The sequence below is a fragment of the Allobosea sp. 01N443 genome (assembly GCF_056399325.1).
Genome location: NZ_JBFTRC010000138.1, coordinates 1 through 15,176 on the forward strand (window position 1 = coordinate 1; position 15,176 = coordinate 15,176).

The 15,176-nt window shown below is 65.0% G+C and carries 16 protein-coding genes; 11 read left to right on the forward strand and 5 right to left on the reverse strand.

Translation table 11 applies throughout. The features are described from left to right. Nucleotides 1-677 (forward strand): bestrophin-like domain (locus tag AC1DRP_RS26000; RefSeq protein ID WP_476769953.1); only part of this gene is annotated, 677 nt, incomplete at its 5' end. A gap of 127 nt (nucleotides 678-804) precedes the next feature. After that, a complete protein-coding gene (locus AC1DRP_RS26005) occupies nucleotides 805-1,095 on the forward strand; it encodes a GYD domain-containing protein (RefSeq protein WP_069881005.1) in 291 nt (96 codons plus the stop codon). 23 nt (nucleotides 1,096-1,118) lie between these two features. On the opposite strand, the gene hpaR is transcribed toward AC1DRP_RS26005, so the two are convergent. Next, on the reverse strand, nucleotides 1,119-1,616 hold the full coding sequence (gene hpaR / locus AC1DRP_RS26010; RefSeq protein WP_476769954.1) for a homoprotocatechuate degradation operon regulator HpaR: 498 nt from the start codon (nucleotides 1,614-1,616) through the stop codon (nucleotides 1,119-1,121). A gap of 213 nt (nucleotides 1,617-1,829) precedes the next feature. On the opposite strand from hpaR, the gene AC1DRP_RS26015 reads away from it, so the two are divergent. The 6 genes from AC1DRP_RS26015 (at nucleotide 1,830) to AC1DRP_RS26040 (ending at nucleotide 7,297) form a co-directional block, all read left to right on the forward strand. Continuing rightward, nucleotides 1,830-2,228, forward strand: a complete 399-nt coding sequence (locus tag AC1DRP_RS26015) for a 5-carboxymethyl-2-hydroxymuconate Delta-isomerase (RefSeq protein WP_441490884.1) — start codon at nucleotides 1,830-1,832, stop codon at nucleotides 2,226-2,228. Next, nucleotides 2,225-3,775: a 5-carboxymethyl-2-hydroxymuconate semialdehyde dehydrogenase gene (gene hpaE, locus AC1DRP_RS26020; protein ID WP_441490883.1), complete on the forward strand. Its 1,551-nt coding sequence runs from the start codon at nucleotides 2,225-2,227 to the stop codon at nucleotides 3,773-3,775. The genes AC1DRP_RS26015 and hpaE overlap by 4 nt, the downstream gene beginning before the upstream one ends. Before the next feature lie 124 nt (nucleotides 3,776-3,899). After that, entirely contained in the window at nucleotides 3,900-4,880 is a 981-nt protein-coding gene (hpaD, locus tag AC1DRP_RS26025) for a 3,4-dihydroxyphenylacetate 2,3-dioxygenase (RefSeq protein ID WP_441507068.1), read from the forward strand. 79 nt (nucleotides 4,881-4,959) lie between these two features. Then, nucleotides 4,960-6,594 carry a thiamine pyrophosphate-dependent enzyme gene (locus AC1DRP_RS26030; protein WP_441507069.1) on the forward strand — a complete coding sequence of 545 codons (1,635 nt, stop codon included), beginning with the start codon at nucleotides 4,960-4,962 and terminating at the stop codon, nucleotides 6,592-6,594. A 132-nt stretch (nucleotides 6,595-6,726) separates the two neighbouring features. Then, nucleotides 6,727-7,050, forward strand: coding sequence for a c-type cytochrome (locus AC1DRP_RS26035; RefSeq protein WP_441507070.1), 324 nt, complete (start codon nucleotides 6,727-6,729; stop codon nucleotides 7,048-7,050). Between the two features lie 79 nt (nucleotides 7,051-7,129). Further along, nucleotides 7,130-7,297, forward strand: coding sequence for a hypothetical protein (locus AC1DRP_RS26040; RefSeq protein WP_441490879.1), 168 nt, complete (start codon nucleotides 7,130-7,132; stop codon nucleotides 7,295-7,297). A gap of 145 nt (nucleotides 7,298-7,442) precedes the next feature. Here the strand turns inward: AC1DRP_RS26040 and AC1DRP_RS26045 are convergent, their stop codons facing one another. After that, nucleotides 7,443-8,627, reverse strand: a complete 1,185-nt coding sequence (locus AC1DRP_RS26045; RefSeq protein ID WP_476769955.1) for an ROK family protein — start codon at nucleotides 8,625-8,627, stop codon at nucleotides 7,443-7,445. 118 nt (nucleotides 8,628-8,745) lie between these two features. On the opposite strand from AC1DRP_RS26045, the gene AC1DRP_RS26050 reads away from it, so the two are divergent. Genes AC1DRP_RS26050 through AC1DRP_RS26060 form a run of 3 tightly spaced genes read left to right on the forward strand, consistent with a single transcriptional unit; the run spans nucleotide 8,746 to nucleotide 11,773 of the window. After that, entirely contained in the window at nucleotides 8,746-9,489 is a 744-nt protein-coding gene (locus AC1DRP_RS26050; protein WP_476769956.1) for a glucosamine-6-phosphate deaminase, read from the forward strand. Continuing rightward, complete coding sequence (locus AC1DRP_RS26055; protein ID WP_476769957.1) at nucleotides 9,489-10,541, forward strand: N-acetylglucosamine-6-phosphate deacetylase; 1,053 nt, start codon at nucleotides 9,489-9,491, stop codon at nucleotides 10,539-10,541. Before AC1DRP_RS26050 ends, AC1DRP_RS26055 begins: the two co-directional genes overlap by 1 nt. 38 nt (nucleotides 10,542-10,579) lie before the next feature. After that, the gene (locus AC1DRP_RS26060) at nucleotides 10,580-11,773 is read left to right on the forward strand and encodes an ABC transporter substrate-binding protein (protein WP_476769958.1); all 1,194 of its coding nucleotides are present in this window, start codon (nucleotides 10,580-10,582) and stop codon (nucleotides 11,771-11,773) included. A gap of 107 nt (nucleotides 11,774-11,880) precedes the next feature. On the opposite strand, the gene AC1DRP_RS26065 is transcribed toward AC1DRP_RS26060, so the two are convergent. Genes AC1DRP_RS26065 through AC1DRP_RS26075 form a run of 3 tightly spaced genes read right to left on the reverse strand, consistent with a single transcriptional unit; the run spans nucleotide 11,881 to nucleotide 15,102 of the window. Then, nucleotides 11,881-12,885, reverse strand: a complete 1,005-nt coding sequence (locus AC1DRP_RS26065) for a Gfo/Idh/MocA family protein (protein WP_476769959.1) — start codon at nucleotides 12,883-12,885, stop codon at nucleotides 11,881-11,883. Beyond that, on the reverse strand, nucleotides 12,882-13,910 hold the full coding sequence (locus AC1DRP_RS26070) for a Gfo/Idh/MocA family protein (RefSeq protein WP_476769961.1): 1,029 nt from the start codon (nucleotides 13,908-13,910) through the stop codon (nucleotides 12,882-12,884). Before AC1DRP_RS26070 ends, AC1DRP_RS26065 begins: the two co-directional genes overlap by 4 nt. A 1-nt stretch (nucleotide 13,911) precedes the next feature. Continuing rightward, a complete protein-coding gene (locus AC1DRP_RS26075; RefSeq protein ID WP_476769960.1) occupies nucleotides 13,912-15,102 on the reverse strand; it encodes an extracellular solute-binding protein in 1,191 nt (396 codons plus the stop codon). Nucleotides 15,103-15,176: the final 74 nt, after the last annotated feature.

The window sequence follows — 15,176 nt, forward strand, 5'->3', positions numbered from 1 at the left end:
GCCTATGGTTTGCCCGGCCTCGGGACGCTGCCGACGAGCCCAACAAGCTCGCCGAGGTCGTTCATGGCAGTCTGCTGGCGTTCTCGGTTTTCGTGCTCGCCCTGATGCTTGCGGATGTCCGTGTAAATCTGGCGCGGGCTGATGACGCGGTTTCGCGTGAGGGCTCCTATATCGCGCGCCTCGATCGGGATCTGGCGAGTCTCGACGGGAGCGAGCCCGAGGCGGCGCGGAAGGCGCTGCGAGACTATGTCGGTGCCGTGACCCGCGATGAGTGGCATTCCCTCTCGACCGAGGATGCCGGGCTTTCTGCGACCGCTGATCGTGCGCTCGCTGCGTTGGTCCTGCAGGTGCGCAAGGTTGCGGCGGAGTATCGGGATTCGGCCTCCTCGCTGCGCGGATTGCTGGACAGGCTGGAGGAATATCGCCAGGGGCGGCTCGAAACGGCGACCAAGAGCGTGCCGGGGATTTTCTGGTGGATGATCCTGATCTTTCTGCTCGGCGCGATGCTGATGAACGGCCGCTTTTACCTGAACCCTGCCGCTCTTGCCCTGATCGCGGCGCATATGGGCGCAATCGGCATGGTGCTCGGCCTCATCATCATCATGGACGAACCGTTCAGAGGCGAAACGAGCATTTCATCGGCGCGGGTGAGCCAGGCCATCAAGAGCCCGCAATAGGCGAGGCGCTCCCAGGCGGAGCTGGACGCGCGTCTCGCAAGGCAGGCACGCCATTCCCCCAGGTACAGATCGACTGGCGTCTCCAGCTGTGGTGCATTGCGCCGGGGCTCAAAGGGAGGAGCGCGTCATGGCTACCTACGTCGTCCTCGCGAACTTCACCGATCAAGGCATCCGTAACGTCAATGACAGCGTCAAACGCCTGGAAGCATTCCGGGAGATGGCGAAATCCAAGGGGATCACCGTCAAGGACGCCTATTACACGCTCGGCAAGTATGACGTCCTCGTCACCGTGGATGCTCCCGACGAGATGAGCGCCACTGCGCTCAGTCTTGCCGTTGCCAAGCTCGGTAACATCCGCAACCAGACGATGCGGGCTTTCACCCCGGCCGAGATGACCACCATCCTCGGCAAGGTCTAAGGAGGCCGGAGCGCGGCGCGTCGTCAGGTCGCGCTGCGCTTCCGTTTCAGGGGAATCCTTCGCTTCTTTCGCGTGGTTTCCCMTGGCGGGGGCGGCTTGCCCGCACTCTCGTCATGGGGTGCGACAGCGCTGGCCACGCCCTCCAGCTCGCGCAGCAAGGCCTGCAGAGTCGCGAGTTTCTCGTCGCCAAAGCGGCTGGTGATGTCGCGGTAGATCGCTTCCGAGACCGGCGTCACCGTTTCGATCAAACTGGCGCCGGCCGGGCTGATCGAGATGATGGCGCGACGCAGATCACGCTGATCGGCCCCTCGCGTGATGAGGTGTCTGGCCTCGAGGTCGACGAGGATCCGCGACAGGCTCGGCGCGAGCAGGAACGTTGCGCGCGCGAGATCGGTCACCTCCAGGCTGGGCACCGAGTTCAGCGCCCGCAGCACCCGCCATTGCTGCTCCGTGATTTCATATTGCCGCAGCGACGGCCGAAAGCAGCGCATGACCGCTTCGCGCGCCCGCAGCAGGGACATCGGCAGGGATTTCGAGAAATGGCGAAGATGGACACGCGTCCCACCTTGCGAGGACTCATCGGGGGGTGGAGCGGGGCTTCTCAAACGTGGTCCCTTCCGGGGCGGTGCGCAGGATCAGAGCAATGCCACCATTCTAGCGGTTCGCGCCGGTAATCGCTTGCTCAAATTAATTTAACACGTTAATTTAATTTCGAACACGAGGCGGGTGCGCGGATGCCGCATATCATCGTCGAATATTCAGCCAATCTTGAGCCGGCGCTGTCGCTCCGCCGGCTGGTCGACGAATTGCACCATACAGCGCTCGCAACCGGGGTTTTCCCCATTGGCGGCCTGCGGACGCGGGCCGAACGCCGCGATATCTTCGCGATCGCCGATGGCGATCCGACCCACGGTTTTGTTGCCGTTCTGGCTCGGATCGGGGAGGGTCGGGATGCCGCGACGCGCCGGCGGGTCGCCGAAGCGCTGATGGCGACGCTCGAAGCGCAAACCGCCGACCTGTTCAGCAAGATCGGGCTCGGTCTCACAGTCGAGGTCCAAGAGATCGACGGGACGGCCTCGCTCAAGACCAACAATCTGCATGAACGCCTCGCACGCAAGGGAGGCCTCGCATGAACCGGGCCATCGATCCGAAGTTCGCCAGCAATCTGATCGGGGCCGAGCGCGCCATGGCGCGCTTCCTCACCGGCGGGGTCGTTCCGCATGTCATTGCCGGAGAGCGCGTGCTCTCCGCCACGAGCGCCACCTTCGAAACGCTCGATCCGGCCACCAATGAGCATCAATGCACCATCGCCTCCGGTGGTGCAGCGGAGATCGACCGTGCGGCCCGCGCCGCCGAGGCGGCCTTCAAGGTCTGGCGCGATGTTCCAGGCGCGACGCGTCGCAAGATCCTGCATGCGATAGCGGATGCGATCGAGGCGCGAGCCGAGGAGATCGCCTTCGTCGAGAGTTGCGATACTGGCCAACCGATCCGCTATATGGCCAAGGCTGCGCTGCGCGGCGCCGAGAATTTTCGCTTCTACGCCGATCGTGCCACCGAGGCGGGCAACGGGCTTTCGCTGCCCGATACCGACCATATCAACTACACCATCCGCCAACCGATCGGCCCCGTCGGCGTGATCACGCCGTGGAACACGCCTTTCATGCTGTCGACCTGGAAGATCGCGCCGGCACTCGCCGCCGGCTGCACCGTCGTCCATAAGCCGGCCGAGTGGTCACCGCTCTCCGCGGTCATCCTGACCGAGATCATGGATGAGGTGATCCGCGCCCACGGATTGCCCGCGGGCGTCGTCAATCTGGTGCACGGGCTCGGCGAAGAGGCTGGCAAGGCCCTGACCGAGCATCCCGCGATCCGGGCAATCGCCTTCGTCGGCGAGACCACGACCGGCTCGCACATCATGGCGCAAGGCGCAAAGACGCTGAAACGCGTGCATTTCGAACTCGGCGGCAAGAACCCGGTGATCGTTTTCGACGATGCCGACCTGGACCGCGCCCTCGATGCCGTGCTGTTCATGATCTACTCGCTGAATGGCGAACGCTGCACGTCGTCCTCGCGCGCGCTGGTCCAGCGCTCGATCTATGACAGCTTCAGCGAAAGAGTCGTCGAGCGTGTCCGGCGTATCAAAGTCGGCCACCCGCTCGATCCGGCAACGGAGATCGGGCCGTTGATCCACCCGCGTCATGCCGAAAAGGTCCTGTCCTACCCTGCGCTCGCGCGAGAGGGCGGGGCACGCGTCGCCTGCGGCGGCGGGCGGGCGATGGAGGGGGCCGGCAATTATGTCGAGCCGACGCTCTATGTCGACGCTGCAGCTGGAATGCGGATCGCCCAGGAGGAGATCTTTGGTCCTGTCCTGACCATGATTCCCTTCGAGGATGAGGCCGATGCGGTTCGGGTCGCCAACGATGTCCGCTACGGGCTCGCCGGCTATCTCTGGACCCGTGATATCGGCCGCGCGCACCGTGTCGCTCGCGATCTCGAAGCCGGCATGATCTGGGTGAACTCCGAGAATGTGCGGCATTTGCCGACCCCGTTCGGAGGCATCAAGAGTTCCGGCATCGGCCGTGACGGCGGCGACTATTCCTTCGATTTCTACATGGAGACGAAGAACATCGCGGTCGCCTATGACAGCCACAAGGTCCCAAAGCTCGGGCTCGGAGGCTGACCGGTAACGGGAAGGATCGAAGCGGGAACGGCGGCCGTGGTCGCAGCCGTGCCACCGGCTTCACAGCATCAAGCCCTCGAAAAGCAGGCCGGCAGCAGGAATAAGATACCAAGGAGGAAGCTCTATGCCTGTCCCGCAGCCGGTATTGAATCCGCCCTTTCAGGTGGTGCGGCTCAATCACGTCGTCCTGTCCGTGTGCGATCTGGCGGCTTCGCGAGCCTTCTGGTCCGATACGCTTGGGCTGCTAGTGACGGACGAGAGCGAGAGCCGAGTCTACATGCGTGCGATGGAAGAACGTGGACACCATTGCATCGTCTTGGAGAAGGGTGAAAGCCCGGTCGCAAAGGTACTCGGTTTCAAGGTTTTCTCGGAAGAGGATCTGGACAAGGCACATCATTTCTTTCGGGCGAACGGCCTGCCGGCCCGGTTTGTCGAGGCGCCGTTCCAGGGCCGCACGCTCAGGACTGTCGACCCGCTCGGCGTCCCGCTGGAGTTCTATTTCAGCATGGACAAGCTTCCGTCGGTTCACCAGAAATACGCGCTCTACAAGGGCGTGAAGCCGCTCCGGATCGACCATTTCAACTGCTTCTCCGACAATGTCGACGCGTCCGTCGCGTTCTATAACGCGATCGGATTCCGAACGACCGAATACACGGTGAACGAGGATGGCAGCCGGCTCTGGGCGGCCTGGATGCACCGCAAGGGTGGCGTTCACGACATGGCCTTCACCCATGGGGTTGGGCCGCGCCTCCACCATGTTGCCTTCTGGGTGCCGACGCCGCTCAACATCATCGACCTGCTCGATCTGATGGCGACCACCGGCTACGTCACCAATATCGAGCGCGGCCCCGGACGGCACGGCATCTCAAATGCCTTCTTCCTCTATATCCGCGACCCCGACGGTCATCGGATCGAGATCTATTGCTCGGACTACCAGACGGTCGACCCCGACCACGAACCGATCCGTTGGGATCTGCGCGATCCGCAGCGCCAGACGCTCTGGGGCGCGCCAGCTCCGCGCTCCTGGTTCGAGGAGGGCACGCTCTTCGCTGAGACGCCGGTGCGTCAGCCCTCCTTCCAGGCGTCCCCGATCATCGCTGCGTGAGTTAACGGGGCGCAGGGGCGGGGACTCCACTCAAGGTGACGGCCCGTTGGGCGGATCTGCAGGACAAGGTGAGGCGGATATGGTGAGAGCGACTGGCGGCGAGGGACTTGTGTCCGGGCTGATCGATCATGGCATCGATACGGTCTTCGGTCTTCCCGGGGCACAGATCTACGGCCTGTTCGACGCGCTCGAGCGGAACAAGGACAGGATCGCAACCATCGGAGCGCGTCACGAGCAGGCCTGCGGTTACATGGCCTTCGGCTACGCAAGGGCCACCGGACGGCCCTCGGTCTGCACCGTCGTGCCCGGCCCCGGCATCCTCAACGCCGGGGCGGCCCTGTTGACGGCCTTTGGTGGCAACGAGCCGGTGCTCTGCCTGACGGGGCAGGTGCCAACCCCCTTCCTCGATCGTGGTCGCGGGCATCTGCACGAGATGCCGGACCAGCTTGCGACCCTGCGCGGCTTCACCAAATGGGCCGAGCGCGTCGAGCACCCGGCGTTGGCGCCGACAGCGGTGTCTCGGGCCTTCCAGGCGATGCTCTCGGGACGGCGCGGTCCGGCCGCGCTGGAAATGCCCTGGAACGTCTTCACGCAGCCGGGGGAAGTGCCGGTCACCTCCGTGCTCGATCCCTCGCCACCGCCACCCATCGACGCTGACGCCATTGACCGCGCCGCAAGACTGATCTCGGCGGCGAAGGCGCCGATGATCTTCGTCGGCAGCGGCGCGTTCGATGCCGCGGATGACATCCTGCAACTGGCCGAACTGATCGATGCGCCGGTCGTCGCCTTCCGCAGCGGTCGTGGCATCCTGTCGAATGACCATGAACTCGGCCTCACCATGGCTGCGGCCTATGAGCTCTGGCCCCAGACCGACCTGCTGATCGGCATCGGTACGCGCCTGGAACTGCCGGGCTGGCGCTGGTCACATACGCCGCCGAACCTGAAATCGGTTCGCATCGATATCGATCCGGTCGAGATGCGCCGCTCCATTCCCGATGTCGCGATCCTGGCCGATGCCCGTGCGGCCACGGCTGCGCTCGCCAAGGCAGCCGGGCGGCTGCCGCAGAGCCGCCCCGGCCGCCGCGCGGTGATCACGGAGGCGACCGCGGCGGCTGAAGCCAAGATCCAGGCGATCCAACCGCAAATGGCCTATTTGCAGGTCCTGCGCGAGGTGTTGCCGAGGGACGGCATCGTCACCGACGAACTCTCCCAAGTCGGCTTTGCCTCCTGGTACGGCTTCAAGGTCTATGAGCCCAGGACCTATCTGTCCTCCGGCTATCAGGGCACGCTCGGCTCAGGCTTCCCGACCGCGCTTGGCGCGAAAGTGGCGTGGCCGGATCGGCCCGTGGTCGCGATCACCGGGGATGGCGGTTTCCTGTTTGCAGTCCAGGAACTGGCGACGGCCGTGCAATACGGCATCGGCGTCGTTACGCTGGTCTTCAACAACAGCTCCTACGGCAATGTCCGGCGCGACCAGCTGACGGGCTTCGAGGGCCGGCTGATCGGCTCGGACCTCGTCAACCCGGACTTCGTCCAGCTCGGCCGGTCCTTCGGGGTCGAGGCAGTGCGGGTCGACACGCCCGAAACCTTCCGCCCTGTGCTGGAGAAGGCGCTGGCCGATAATCGTCCCGCGTTGATCGAGATCACCATTCCGCGCGGCACTGAGGCAAGCCCGTGGCCGTTCATCCATCCGGCACCACCGGCAGCGCGCTAGCGAGCCTGCAGGTACGAGCCAATGCGCACCCCCCACATTTCTCGGGCGGAGCTTCCGCGATCTTAACGCTTACCGTGCGACAGGCTCGCCCATGGCTTTGCGGCGAAGGCTGCGATGGGAGGAGCCTCGATCATGAGCTGGTTCAGATTTGGCCTGGGGATGACGGCTGCGGCCTCGCTCACGGTGGCCGGGTTGATGATGGTTACGCCGGTGGCGTCTGAGCCACGGACATCCCCGCTCGAAGATTGTGCTGCCTGCCATGGCGCGGACGGCATCGCCCGCGACACCGAAGTGCCGCATCTGGCAGGGCAGAACGAGCGCTATCTGTTCAACCAGATGATGGCCTTTCGCAACGGCAAGCGGGCTCACAAGGAAATGCGCTACATGGCGCGGCACATGTCGGTGAACGAGATTGCGGCAATCGCGGCGTATTATGCAGCCCTGCCGACGCGTTAGCGGAACATATGCGCCGGTTTTCGGTTATAATCAGGTTGGGTCAGACTCTTTCATGACCCGGACGTAGCGCGGGGCTGCCATGAAACAACCGATCGTAATTCACACCGACGAGGATTATGAGCAAGCTCAGCTGCGTGTGGCGGAGCTTCAGGCTGCCTCCGATACCAGCACCAAGGAACAGGAACTGCATGCGCTCGCCGAGGCGATGCTCGCCTGGGAATTGCGGCGCGAAACCGCCGAGGATTGACGCCAGGACAGGCGCCGAGACAGGCGCTAAGGACTAGACAGGCGCGAAGACATCGGTCCGACAAGTCGATTGCGGCTTTCGGAAGAGCGGGTGCAAAGGCAGCAGGCGAGGCCGTTGGGCCGGCCGATATCCGGTCCGCTGACGGTCAGGCGCCTTGCAAGAGGTCTTCCAGCGCCTTGCTGAGCAGCGGCGTCGCCGCTCCATGGACTTCATATTGCCGGCTTGAGCGGTCGCTGACGAGTTCAGGCATCATCAACCCGTGCATTGTTCCCTCGGCCCTAAACAACCCGTCGAAATGCGCCCATAGCTGCGCATTGGCGACGAACGGGCCGGTTACGATGATCCGGGTGGGAAACAGCAGGCGGCTCGCATTGGCGAGTGCGCGYGCCAGCAAACGCGCAGCCGTGTCGATCTCGGGCAGGCTGGTCAGGTCGCAACGCGCCAGTTGTCGGTAGAGGCGGTTCTCGTCCTCCGCGAGATCGGGCCAGCGCCGGCGCAGTTCCGGCAGGAGCGACCAGAGCGCCGCGCCCGTTTCCAGGCAGGCGGTGTTGCCGCAGCCGCAACGGCGGCCGTCGAGCGCGGCGAAGCGCCAGTGCCCGACTTCTCCGAAGGAGCCGCCGGGCGGCGCGAGCGAGCGTCCGCCGATGGCGTAGCCCAGTCCGATGCCCCAGCCCCAGTGCAGCAGGAGCGCGCCATCCGAGAACTGCTCCGAATCCTGYGCCATGCGCGCGCGCAATTCGGCGTCAAGATTGCGACAGACCACAACGGGGCCAACCGCTTCCCCGAGCGCAATACCGACATCGAGGCCGCGCAGGTTGGGCCAGCGCGACGACATCAGCCATTGCTTGCGCCTGAGATCGAGCAAGCCCGAGAGCGACACGGCGGTGCCGGCATGCTCCATGCCGCGCGGCATCGCGGCGAGCAGATCCGCGCCAAGCCCGGCCATCACGCCTGCGACAACCCTGTTATCTGCGTCCGAGGCAATCTCGACGACGCGTTCTTCAAGCAACTGGCCGTCGAGATCGACCAGAGCGCCGACCAGCGATTGGCTCGCGACATAGATGACGGAAGCACCGACGCGGCGTGGATTGGCAATGAGAATTCCGGCCGGACGGCCGCGGCCGGCTTTCTGCCCCGCGGTTTCCAGCAGCAGACGGCGTTCCACCAGATCGCCGACGAGGCGCGATGTCGTGGTCGAGCGTAGCCCGAGCGCAGCGCCGATCTCAGGCCGGGAATGGGCCTGGCCGCGTGCAACAAGCGTGAAGGCGCGGGCGCGGTCGCTGCCGTGCCCGTCGGAGAACAGCATCTGGTCGATGGCTGGCAGTGTCATGGGCATCCATATTTTAGAACCTGATGGTTCTGAAATTGAGATTGCATTTTACAGAGGCGCTCATAAGCTCGATCTGAGAATTTTGAAACAATTTGCTCTGTCCGGGTTCAGAAATAGCATGATCGATATCAACATCGTCGCCGACAAGGAGACCCTCGGCGTCCAGGCTGCGGCCCGTGGTGCTGCGGCCATTCGCGAAGCACAGGCGCGGCACGGTCATGCGACGATCATCGTCGCGACCGGGGCCAGCCAGTTCGAGATGATGAACCATCTCGTCATTGCCGAGGGCATCGACTGGTCGAAGGTCACTGCCTTCCATCTCGACGAGTATGTCGGCCTCGGCCAGGAGCACCCGGCGAGCTTCCGTCGCTATCTGCAGGAGCGCTTCGTCGCCCCGCTGGGTGGCAAGGTCGAGTTCATCCCGGTCGATGGCGAGGGCGATGCCGAGCAGGAGGCGCGCCGGCTCGGCGAACTAATCGCGGGACTACGCATCGATGTCTGCTTCGCCGGCTTCGGCGAGAATTGCCATCTTGCCTTCAACGACCCCCCGGCCGATTTCGAGACGGACGAGCCCTACATCGTGGTCAAGCTCGATGGCGCCTGCCGCCAGCAGCAGTTCGGCGAAGGCTGGTTCCCGAGCCTCGAAGCGGTGCCGGAGCGCGCCATCTCGATGAGTGTCCGCCAGATCCTGAAGAGCGAGTTGATCGTCCTTTCGGTGCCCGACGAGCGCAAGGCGAAGGCGACGCGCGATGCGCTGGAAGGTCCGGTGAGCCCGCTCTACCCCGCCTCGATCCTTCAGACCCACAAGAACACGGTGCTGTTCCTCGACCCGCCGGCTGCCTCCCTGCTCAAGCGGGGCTGATGGTGGGACAGGGTGCGATCATGCTGACGGCCGGCCTCGTCGATCTCCAGGTCAACGGCTTTGCGGCCGTCGACTTCAATTCAGGCGCGGTGACGGCGGCCGAGATCGACCGGGCGCTCGAGGCGATGCTTCGGACGGGCGTGACCATTTGCCTGCCGACGGTGATCACCGCCCATCCGCATGAACTGGAAGAGCGCCTGCGCGCGCTCGATGCCGCGATCTCGGCGAGCCGCCTCGGCCCGCTGATGTGCCCGGGCTACCATCTCGAGGGGCCCTTCCTGAATCCGGCTGACGGCTATTCCGGCTGCCACCCGGCCGCCGCGATGACCGCAGCCGATCCCACCCTGGTCGATCGCCTGGAAGCAGGGCTCGACCGTCCGATCCTGATGGTGACGGTCGCTCCCGAGGTCGAGGCCGTGCCGGCCCTGATCGCGGCGCTGCATGGCCAGGGCAGGATCGTCGCTCTCGGCCATACCGCTGCTGATTTCGATCAGGTCGCTTCCTCCGCCGCGGCGGGCGCGACCCTGTCCACCCATCTCGGCAACGGCATGCCGCAGGTCACGCATAAACTCGCCAATGCGATCTTCGCGCAGCTTGCCGAGGACGGGCTTTGGGCAAGTTTCATTGCCGACGGCATCCATGTTCACCCCAAGGCACTGAAATCGCTGTTGCGTGCCAAGGGACTTAACCGTTCGATCCTTGTGACCGATGCGGTTTCGGCCGCAGCGGCGAAGCCCGGCAACTATCCCTTCGCCGGCATGAGCGTGGAGCGGAAGGCCGACGGTTCCGTGCGCCAGCCGGGAAGCGTCTCGCTCGCCGGCTCGGCGCTCTGCCTCGATCAGGGGGTGCGCAATGTCGTGGCCTGGGGCCTGGCGACGCCGGAGGAGGCGGTCGCGATGGCCTCGAGCCATCCGCTGGCGGTGCTCGAGCCCGCCTTGCGGGCGAGGGGGCTGGAGCTGCCACTAAGCGAGGTCGAGTGGTCCGCTGATCTCGCCGTGCAGCGCGTGCGCATCGGGCCCGAGGAACGCCGCTACGACGCGGTCAAGATGTAGACAACCCAACGATCAGCCTAACCAAAGAGGGAGAGACCATGAGCAAGGATTTCAAGGGAATTGACCGCCGCACCGTGCTGGGCGGCCTGGCCGCGATGGCGACGGGAGCACCGGCGGCCTTTGCGGCTTCGCCGCCGCTGCCGACCTCGCCGGTCGGCATCAACATCATCGATGTCGGCGGTGCGCTGGCCTTGATGCAGAAGGCGTTCGAGGACTATCGCGCGGCCAATCCGAAGCTGGTCTCGCGCATCACCTTCGTGAAGGCGCCGGCGCCGGAACTCGCCAGCAAGATCAAGGCGCAGCAGGAGGCCGGCCGCGCCGATCTCGATCTCGTGCTGACCGGCAGCGACGGCCTCGCAGCGGGCCTCGAACAGAAGCTCTGGCTCAAGATCCTGCCCGACTTCGCCGACAAGTTCCCGAATATCGAGGAGAACTACGAGCCGGCCGCGCTCAATCTGCACCGCGCCCAGGGCGACGGCTTTGGCGTCGTGGTCAACTACTACCCCTCCGGCCCGCTGCTCGAATACGCGCCGGAGCGCGTCAAGAACGTGCCGACCACGGCCGACGAGCTGCTCGCCTGGGCCAAGGCCAATCCCGGCAAGTTCATGTATGCGCGCCCGACCAATTCCGGCCCGGGCCGTACGTTCATGATGGGCCTGCCCTATATCCTCGGCGACAAGGACCCGCAGGATCCGGTCGGCGGCTGGGACAAGACCTGGGCCTATCTGCAGGAGCTTGGCCAGTACATCGACTATTATCCGGCTGGCACCGGCGCGACGATGAAGGAGTTCGGCGAGKGCTCGCGCGACATCATCATCTCGACCACCGGTTGGGACATCAATCCGCGCGCGCTCGGCATCGTGCCGAAATCCGCGATGATCGGCACGTTGAAGGGCTTCCACTGGGTTTCGGACGCCTTCTTCATGTGCGTGCCGAAGGGCGTCCCGAACGATCGCCTCGCCGTGGTGCTCGATCTGATGGCCTATGTGCTGACGCCGAAGGCTCAGGCCTATGCCTATGACGAGGGCTATCTCTATCCGGGCCCGGCGGTGAAGAACGTGCCGCTGTCGCTGGCACCGGAGAGCAGCCAGAAGGTGATCGCCGAATTCGGCCGGCCGGAATATGCCGACCTGATCGCGAAGAATCCGATCGAGCTGCCCTTGAAGCCCGACAAGATGGTCGTGGCCTTCCGCAAATGGGACGAGATGGTCGGCGCCAAGCGCGCCCGCTGAGCAGGCCAGTCGAACGCGACTGTCCAGCACACGACAAGAACATCCCGGGCGCCTGCAGGGCGGCCCGGGATGCCATGATGACCGGATAGGATTTTAGAGGCGACGCCTCAACGCCTCGCGGCCGCGAGGATGCTGTCGACGAGCCGCTGCGATGCCAGCGCCTCGTTGCCCGTCACGACGGGCTCGCGCCCGGTCGTGACCGCATCCAGGAAATCGGCGATCACCGCACGGTGCGCATCATGGGGGAAATCCATGATATTGGCGCCGCTGCCCGTGCTGCCCTCCGCCTCCACGATCTCCTTGCGGCCGTCGAGGAAGGAGAGGCTAAGCGTGCCGCCAATCAATGTCGCGAAGCCCTGGGTCCCGATGATCTCGATGCGCTCGGGATGGCCGGGATAGGCGGCGGTCGTCGTCATCAGCGTGCCCGGTGCGCCATTGCCGAGCTCAAGCAGCGCCGAGGCGAAATCCTCGGTCTCCATGCGGTGCAGCTTCGTGGTCCGCGCCTGCGCCGCGACCACTTGGGACACACCCACCAAAGAGCGGAACAGGTCGAGCGAGTGGATCGCCTGGGTCAGGAGCACGCCGCCACCGTCACGCGCCAGCGTGCCGCGGCCGGGCTCGTCGTAATAGGCCTGCGGACGCCACCACGGCACGCTCAGGAAAGCGGCCTCCACGGTTCCGAGTTCGCCGGCGGCCAGTGCAGCCTTGAGGCGCAGGCTCGCAGGCCGGAATCGGTGCTGCAGCACGACCCCGAAGACTTTGCCGGAACGGCGCGCGGCTTCGACCAGCGCCTCGCCGCGCGCGACCGTCAACTCCAGCGGCTTCTCGACCAGCACATGCTTGCCATTCTCGAAGCAGCGCGCGGACACGTCGAGATGACTGCTCGGCGGCGTCAGCACAATGACGGCCTCGACCGCTGGATCAGCCAGCACGGCATCGAGATCGGTCGTCACCGGAAAGGCGAACTGCTTGCGGTAGGCCCCGGCTCGCTCTGCCGAGCGACTGACCGCCCAGCGTACATCGACCCTCTCTGCGAGGTCGATCAGGCTGCGGGAATGCGGCAGGGAAGCTGGCCCGAGGCCGACGATGGCAATGCCGATCTTGCGGGTCACGAAGCAGTCCTTTCGCTCGCGCGGGCGGGCAGCCGCACGGCCTTCGCCTGCGCTTCCAGCGCCAGCCGGCAGACCGTGAAGGCGTGTTGCTGAGACATCGCGCTCTCGGTCCTGCCGGCGATATCCGCCACAAAATTGCGGAAGTAGGTCAGCGGCTCACGGGAGGCATCGATATGACGGGTGCCGTTCCCATCGACCAGGAAGAGATGGTCGGTGCCCGGCCGGCCTGCGATATCGACATATTTGCGCAGTTCGATCGTGCCTGCCGTTCCGAGGATGGTCAGCCGCCCGTCACCCCACGTCGGAAGCCCGTCAGCGGTGAACCAGTCGACGCGGATATAGGCGCCGGCTTGCGGGCTGCGCAGCAGGATCTCGCCGAAATCCTCGAAACCCGGCAGCTCAGCGCTGCCGAAATGGCCCGTTCCCGACGCCACGATCTCCGCATCGCGCGAACCGGTGAAGTGCAGGAACTGGTCGATCTGGTGCGAGGCGATATCGGTGAGGATGCCGCCGAAAGCGCTCTGGTCGAAGAACCATGACGGCCGGATCGCGCGGTTAAGTCGATGCGGGCCGACACCCAGGGTCTGTACCACACGCCCGATCGCGCCGTCGGCGATGAGCTTGCCGGCGATGATCGTCGAAGGCACCAGGAAGCGCTCGGAAAAGCAGATCGAGAAGATCCGCCCCGTTCGGGCGACCGTCGCCTCGACATCGGCAAGCTGCGCGAACGTGGTCACGCCCGGCTTGTCGACCATGACGTCCTTGCCGGCCTGCATGGCCCGGATCGCAATCGCGGCGCGCTCCGAGGGAATCGCTGCGCTGGCGACCAGATCGATCGAGGGATCGTCGATCAGCCGGTCGGCATCCATGGCCTGGAGCTGCGGAAAGCGCTCGCGGAAGCCGGCAACGACGCGCTCGTCGCTGGTGCGCGGATCGAAGCCGGCGCAGACAGCGCCGGCTTCGAGGAGACCTTCGACCATGTTGTAGATATGGCGGTGGTCGAGGCCGATGGCGGCAAAGCGCATGCTATTGGGGTGCTCCGTGGCCAACGCCGATCTCCTGGTCCCAGCGCCGGAAGGCGGCGACGAGCCGTTCCGGAGTCAGAGGCGGGCGGGTCGGCAGCTTGGCGATCAGCTCGTCATAATGGGCGCGCCCGAATTCCTTGATGACGTCGCGGCTTTCCTGCGGCGCCATGGCGAGCGTCACGCCCTTCACGGCCGGGCCGGGATAGAAATAGCCCTTGTCATAAGTCGCGGCCTGCGGCTCGGGCTTCAGCATGAACGACATCAGCGCCAGGATGACGGCGACCTTGGCCTCCGGCACGCCCTTGGGAATGCACATGAACTGGGTGTCGGGAATCCAGTGAGTGTTTTCCAGCGCGAAGACCTCGGCCTCTTTCGGCACGATGCCGAGCACGCGGGGGTTGATGTCCCAGCCGAGCGTCGAGACGATGACGTCGCGCGTGCCTTCGCCGAGTTCCTTCATCGTCGCGGCCGTGCCGCCGGGATAGTAGTCGATGCCGGTGCCGAGCTCCTTGAGATAGGCCCAGGTCTTGTCCCAGCCGTTCATCGGATCGCTCGGATCCTTGTCGCCGAGGATGTAGGGCATGCCCTGGAGGAAGGTCCAGCCAGGCCCGGAATTCAGCGGGCGGGCATAGGTGAAGCGCTTGGGATTGGCCTTCACATATGCCAGCAGGTCGGCAGCCGTCCTGGGCACGGTCTTCAGCCGGGCCGGGATGTATTCGAAAAGCGGCCCCGACGGGGAATAGACGACGGCGACACCTTCGTTCTGACCGAAGTTGCGCTGCATCATCAGCGCCTGCTCATGATAGACGTCTTCAGCCTTCGGCAGTTGCGACGGATAGGACTTCCAGACGTCGATCCACAGTCCCTGCTGGATGCCGTCGGACATCGCGCCCGGCCCGGTCAGCACGAGGTCGAGATCGACCCGGTTGGCCTGCTGCTGCGCCTTGAGCTTCGCCGRCAGCTCCGGCGAGGGCGCCCGCGAGAAATTCACCCGCGAGATCAGCTTTGGGTTTTCCTTGGCGAAGCGTTCGATCGAAGCCTGGGTCAGCTGCAGGTTGCCGGCGACGTCGATGATGTTCAGCGCAACCGGGCTGGAAGGCAGGGGCAGGCCCTGGGCGAAGGCGCCTGTCGCCTGGAGAGCGGCAAGGCTGGCTGCTCCATGCAGCACGCCGCGGCGTGTGATTTCGGTCATGGTCTCTCCCTCGATAGGCCTGCTATCCGCGCAACCAGACCGGACGCGCGCCGAGGCCTTGACATGTATACTAG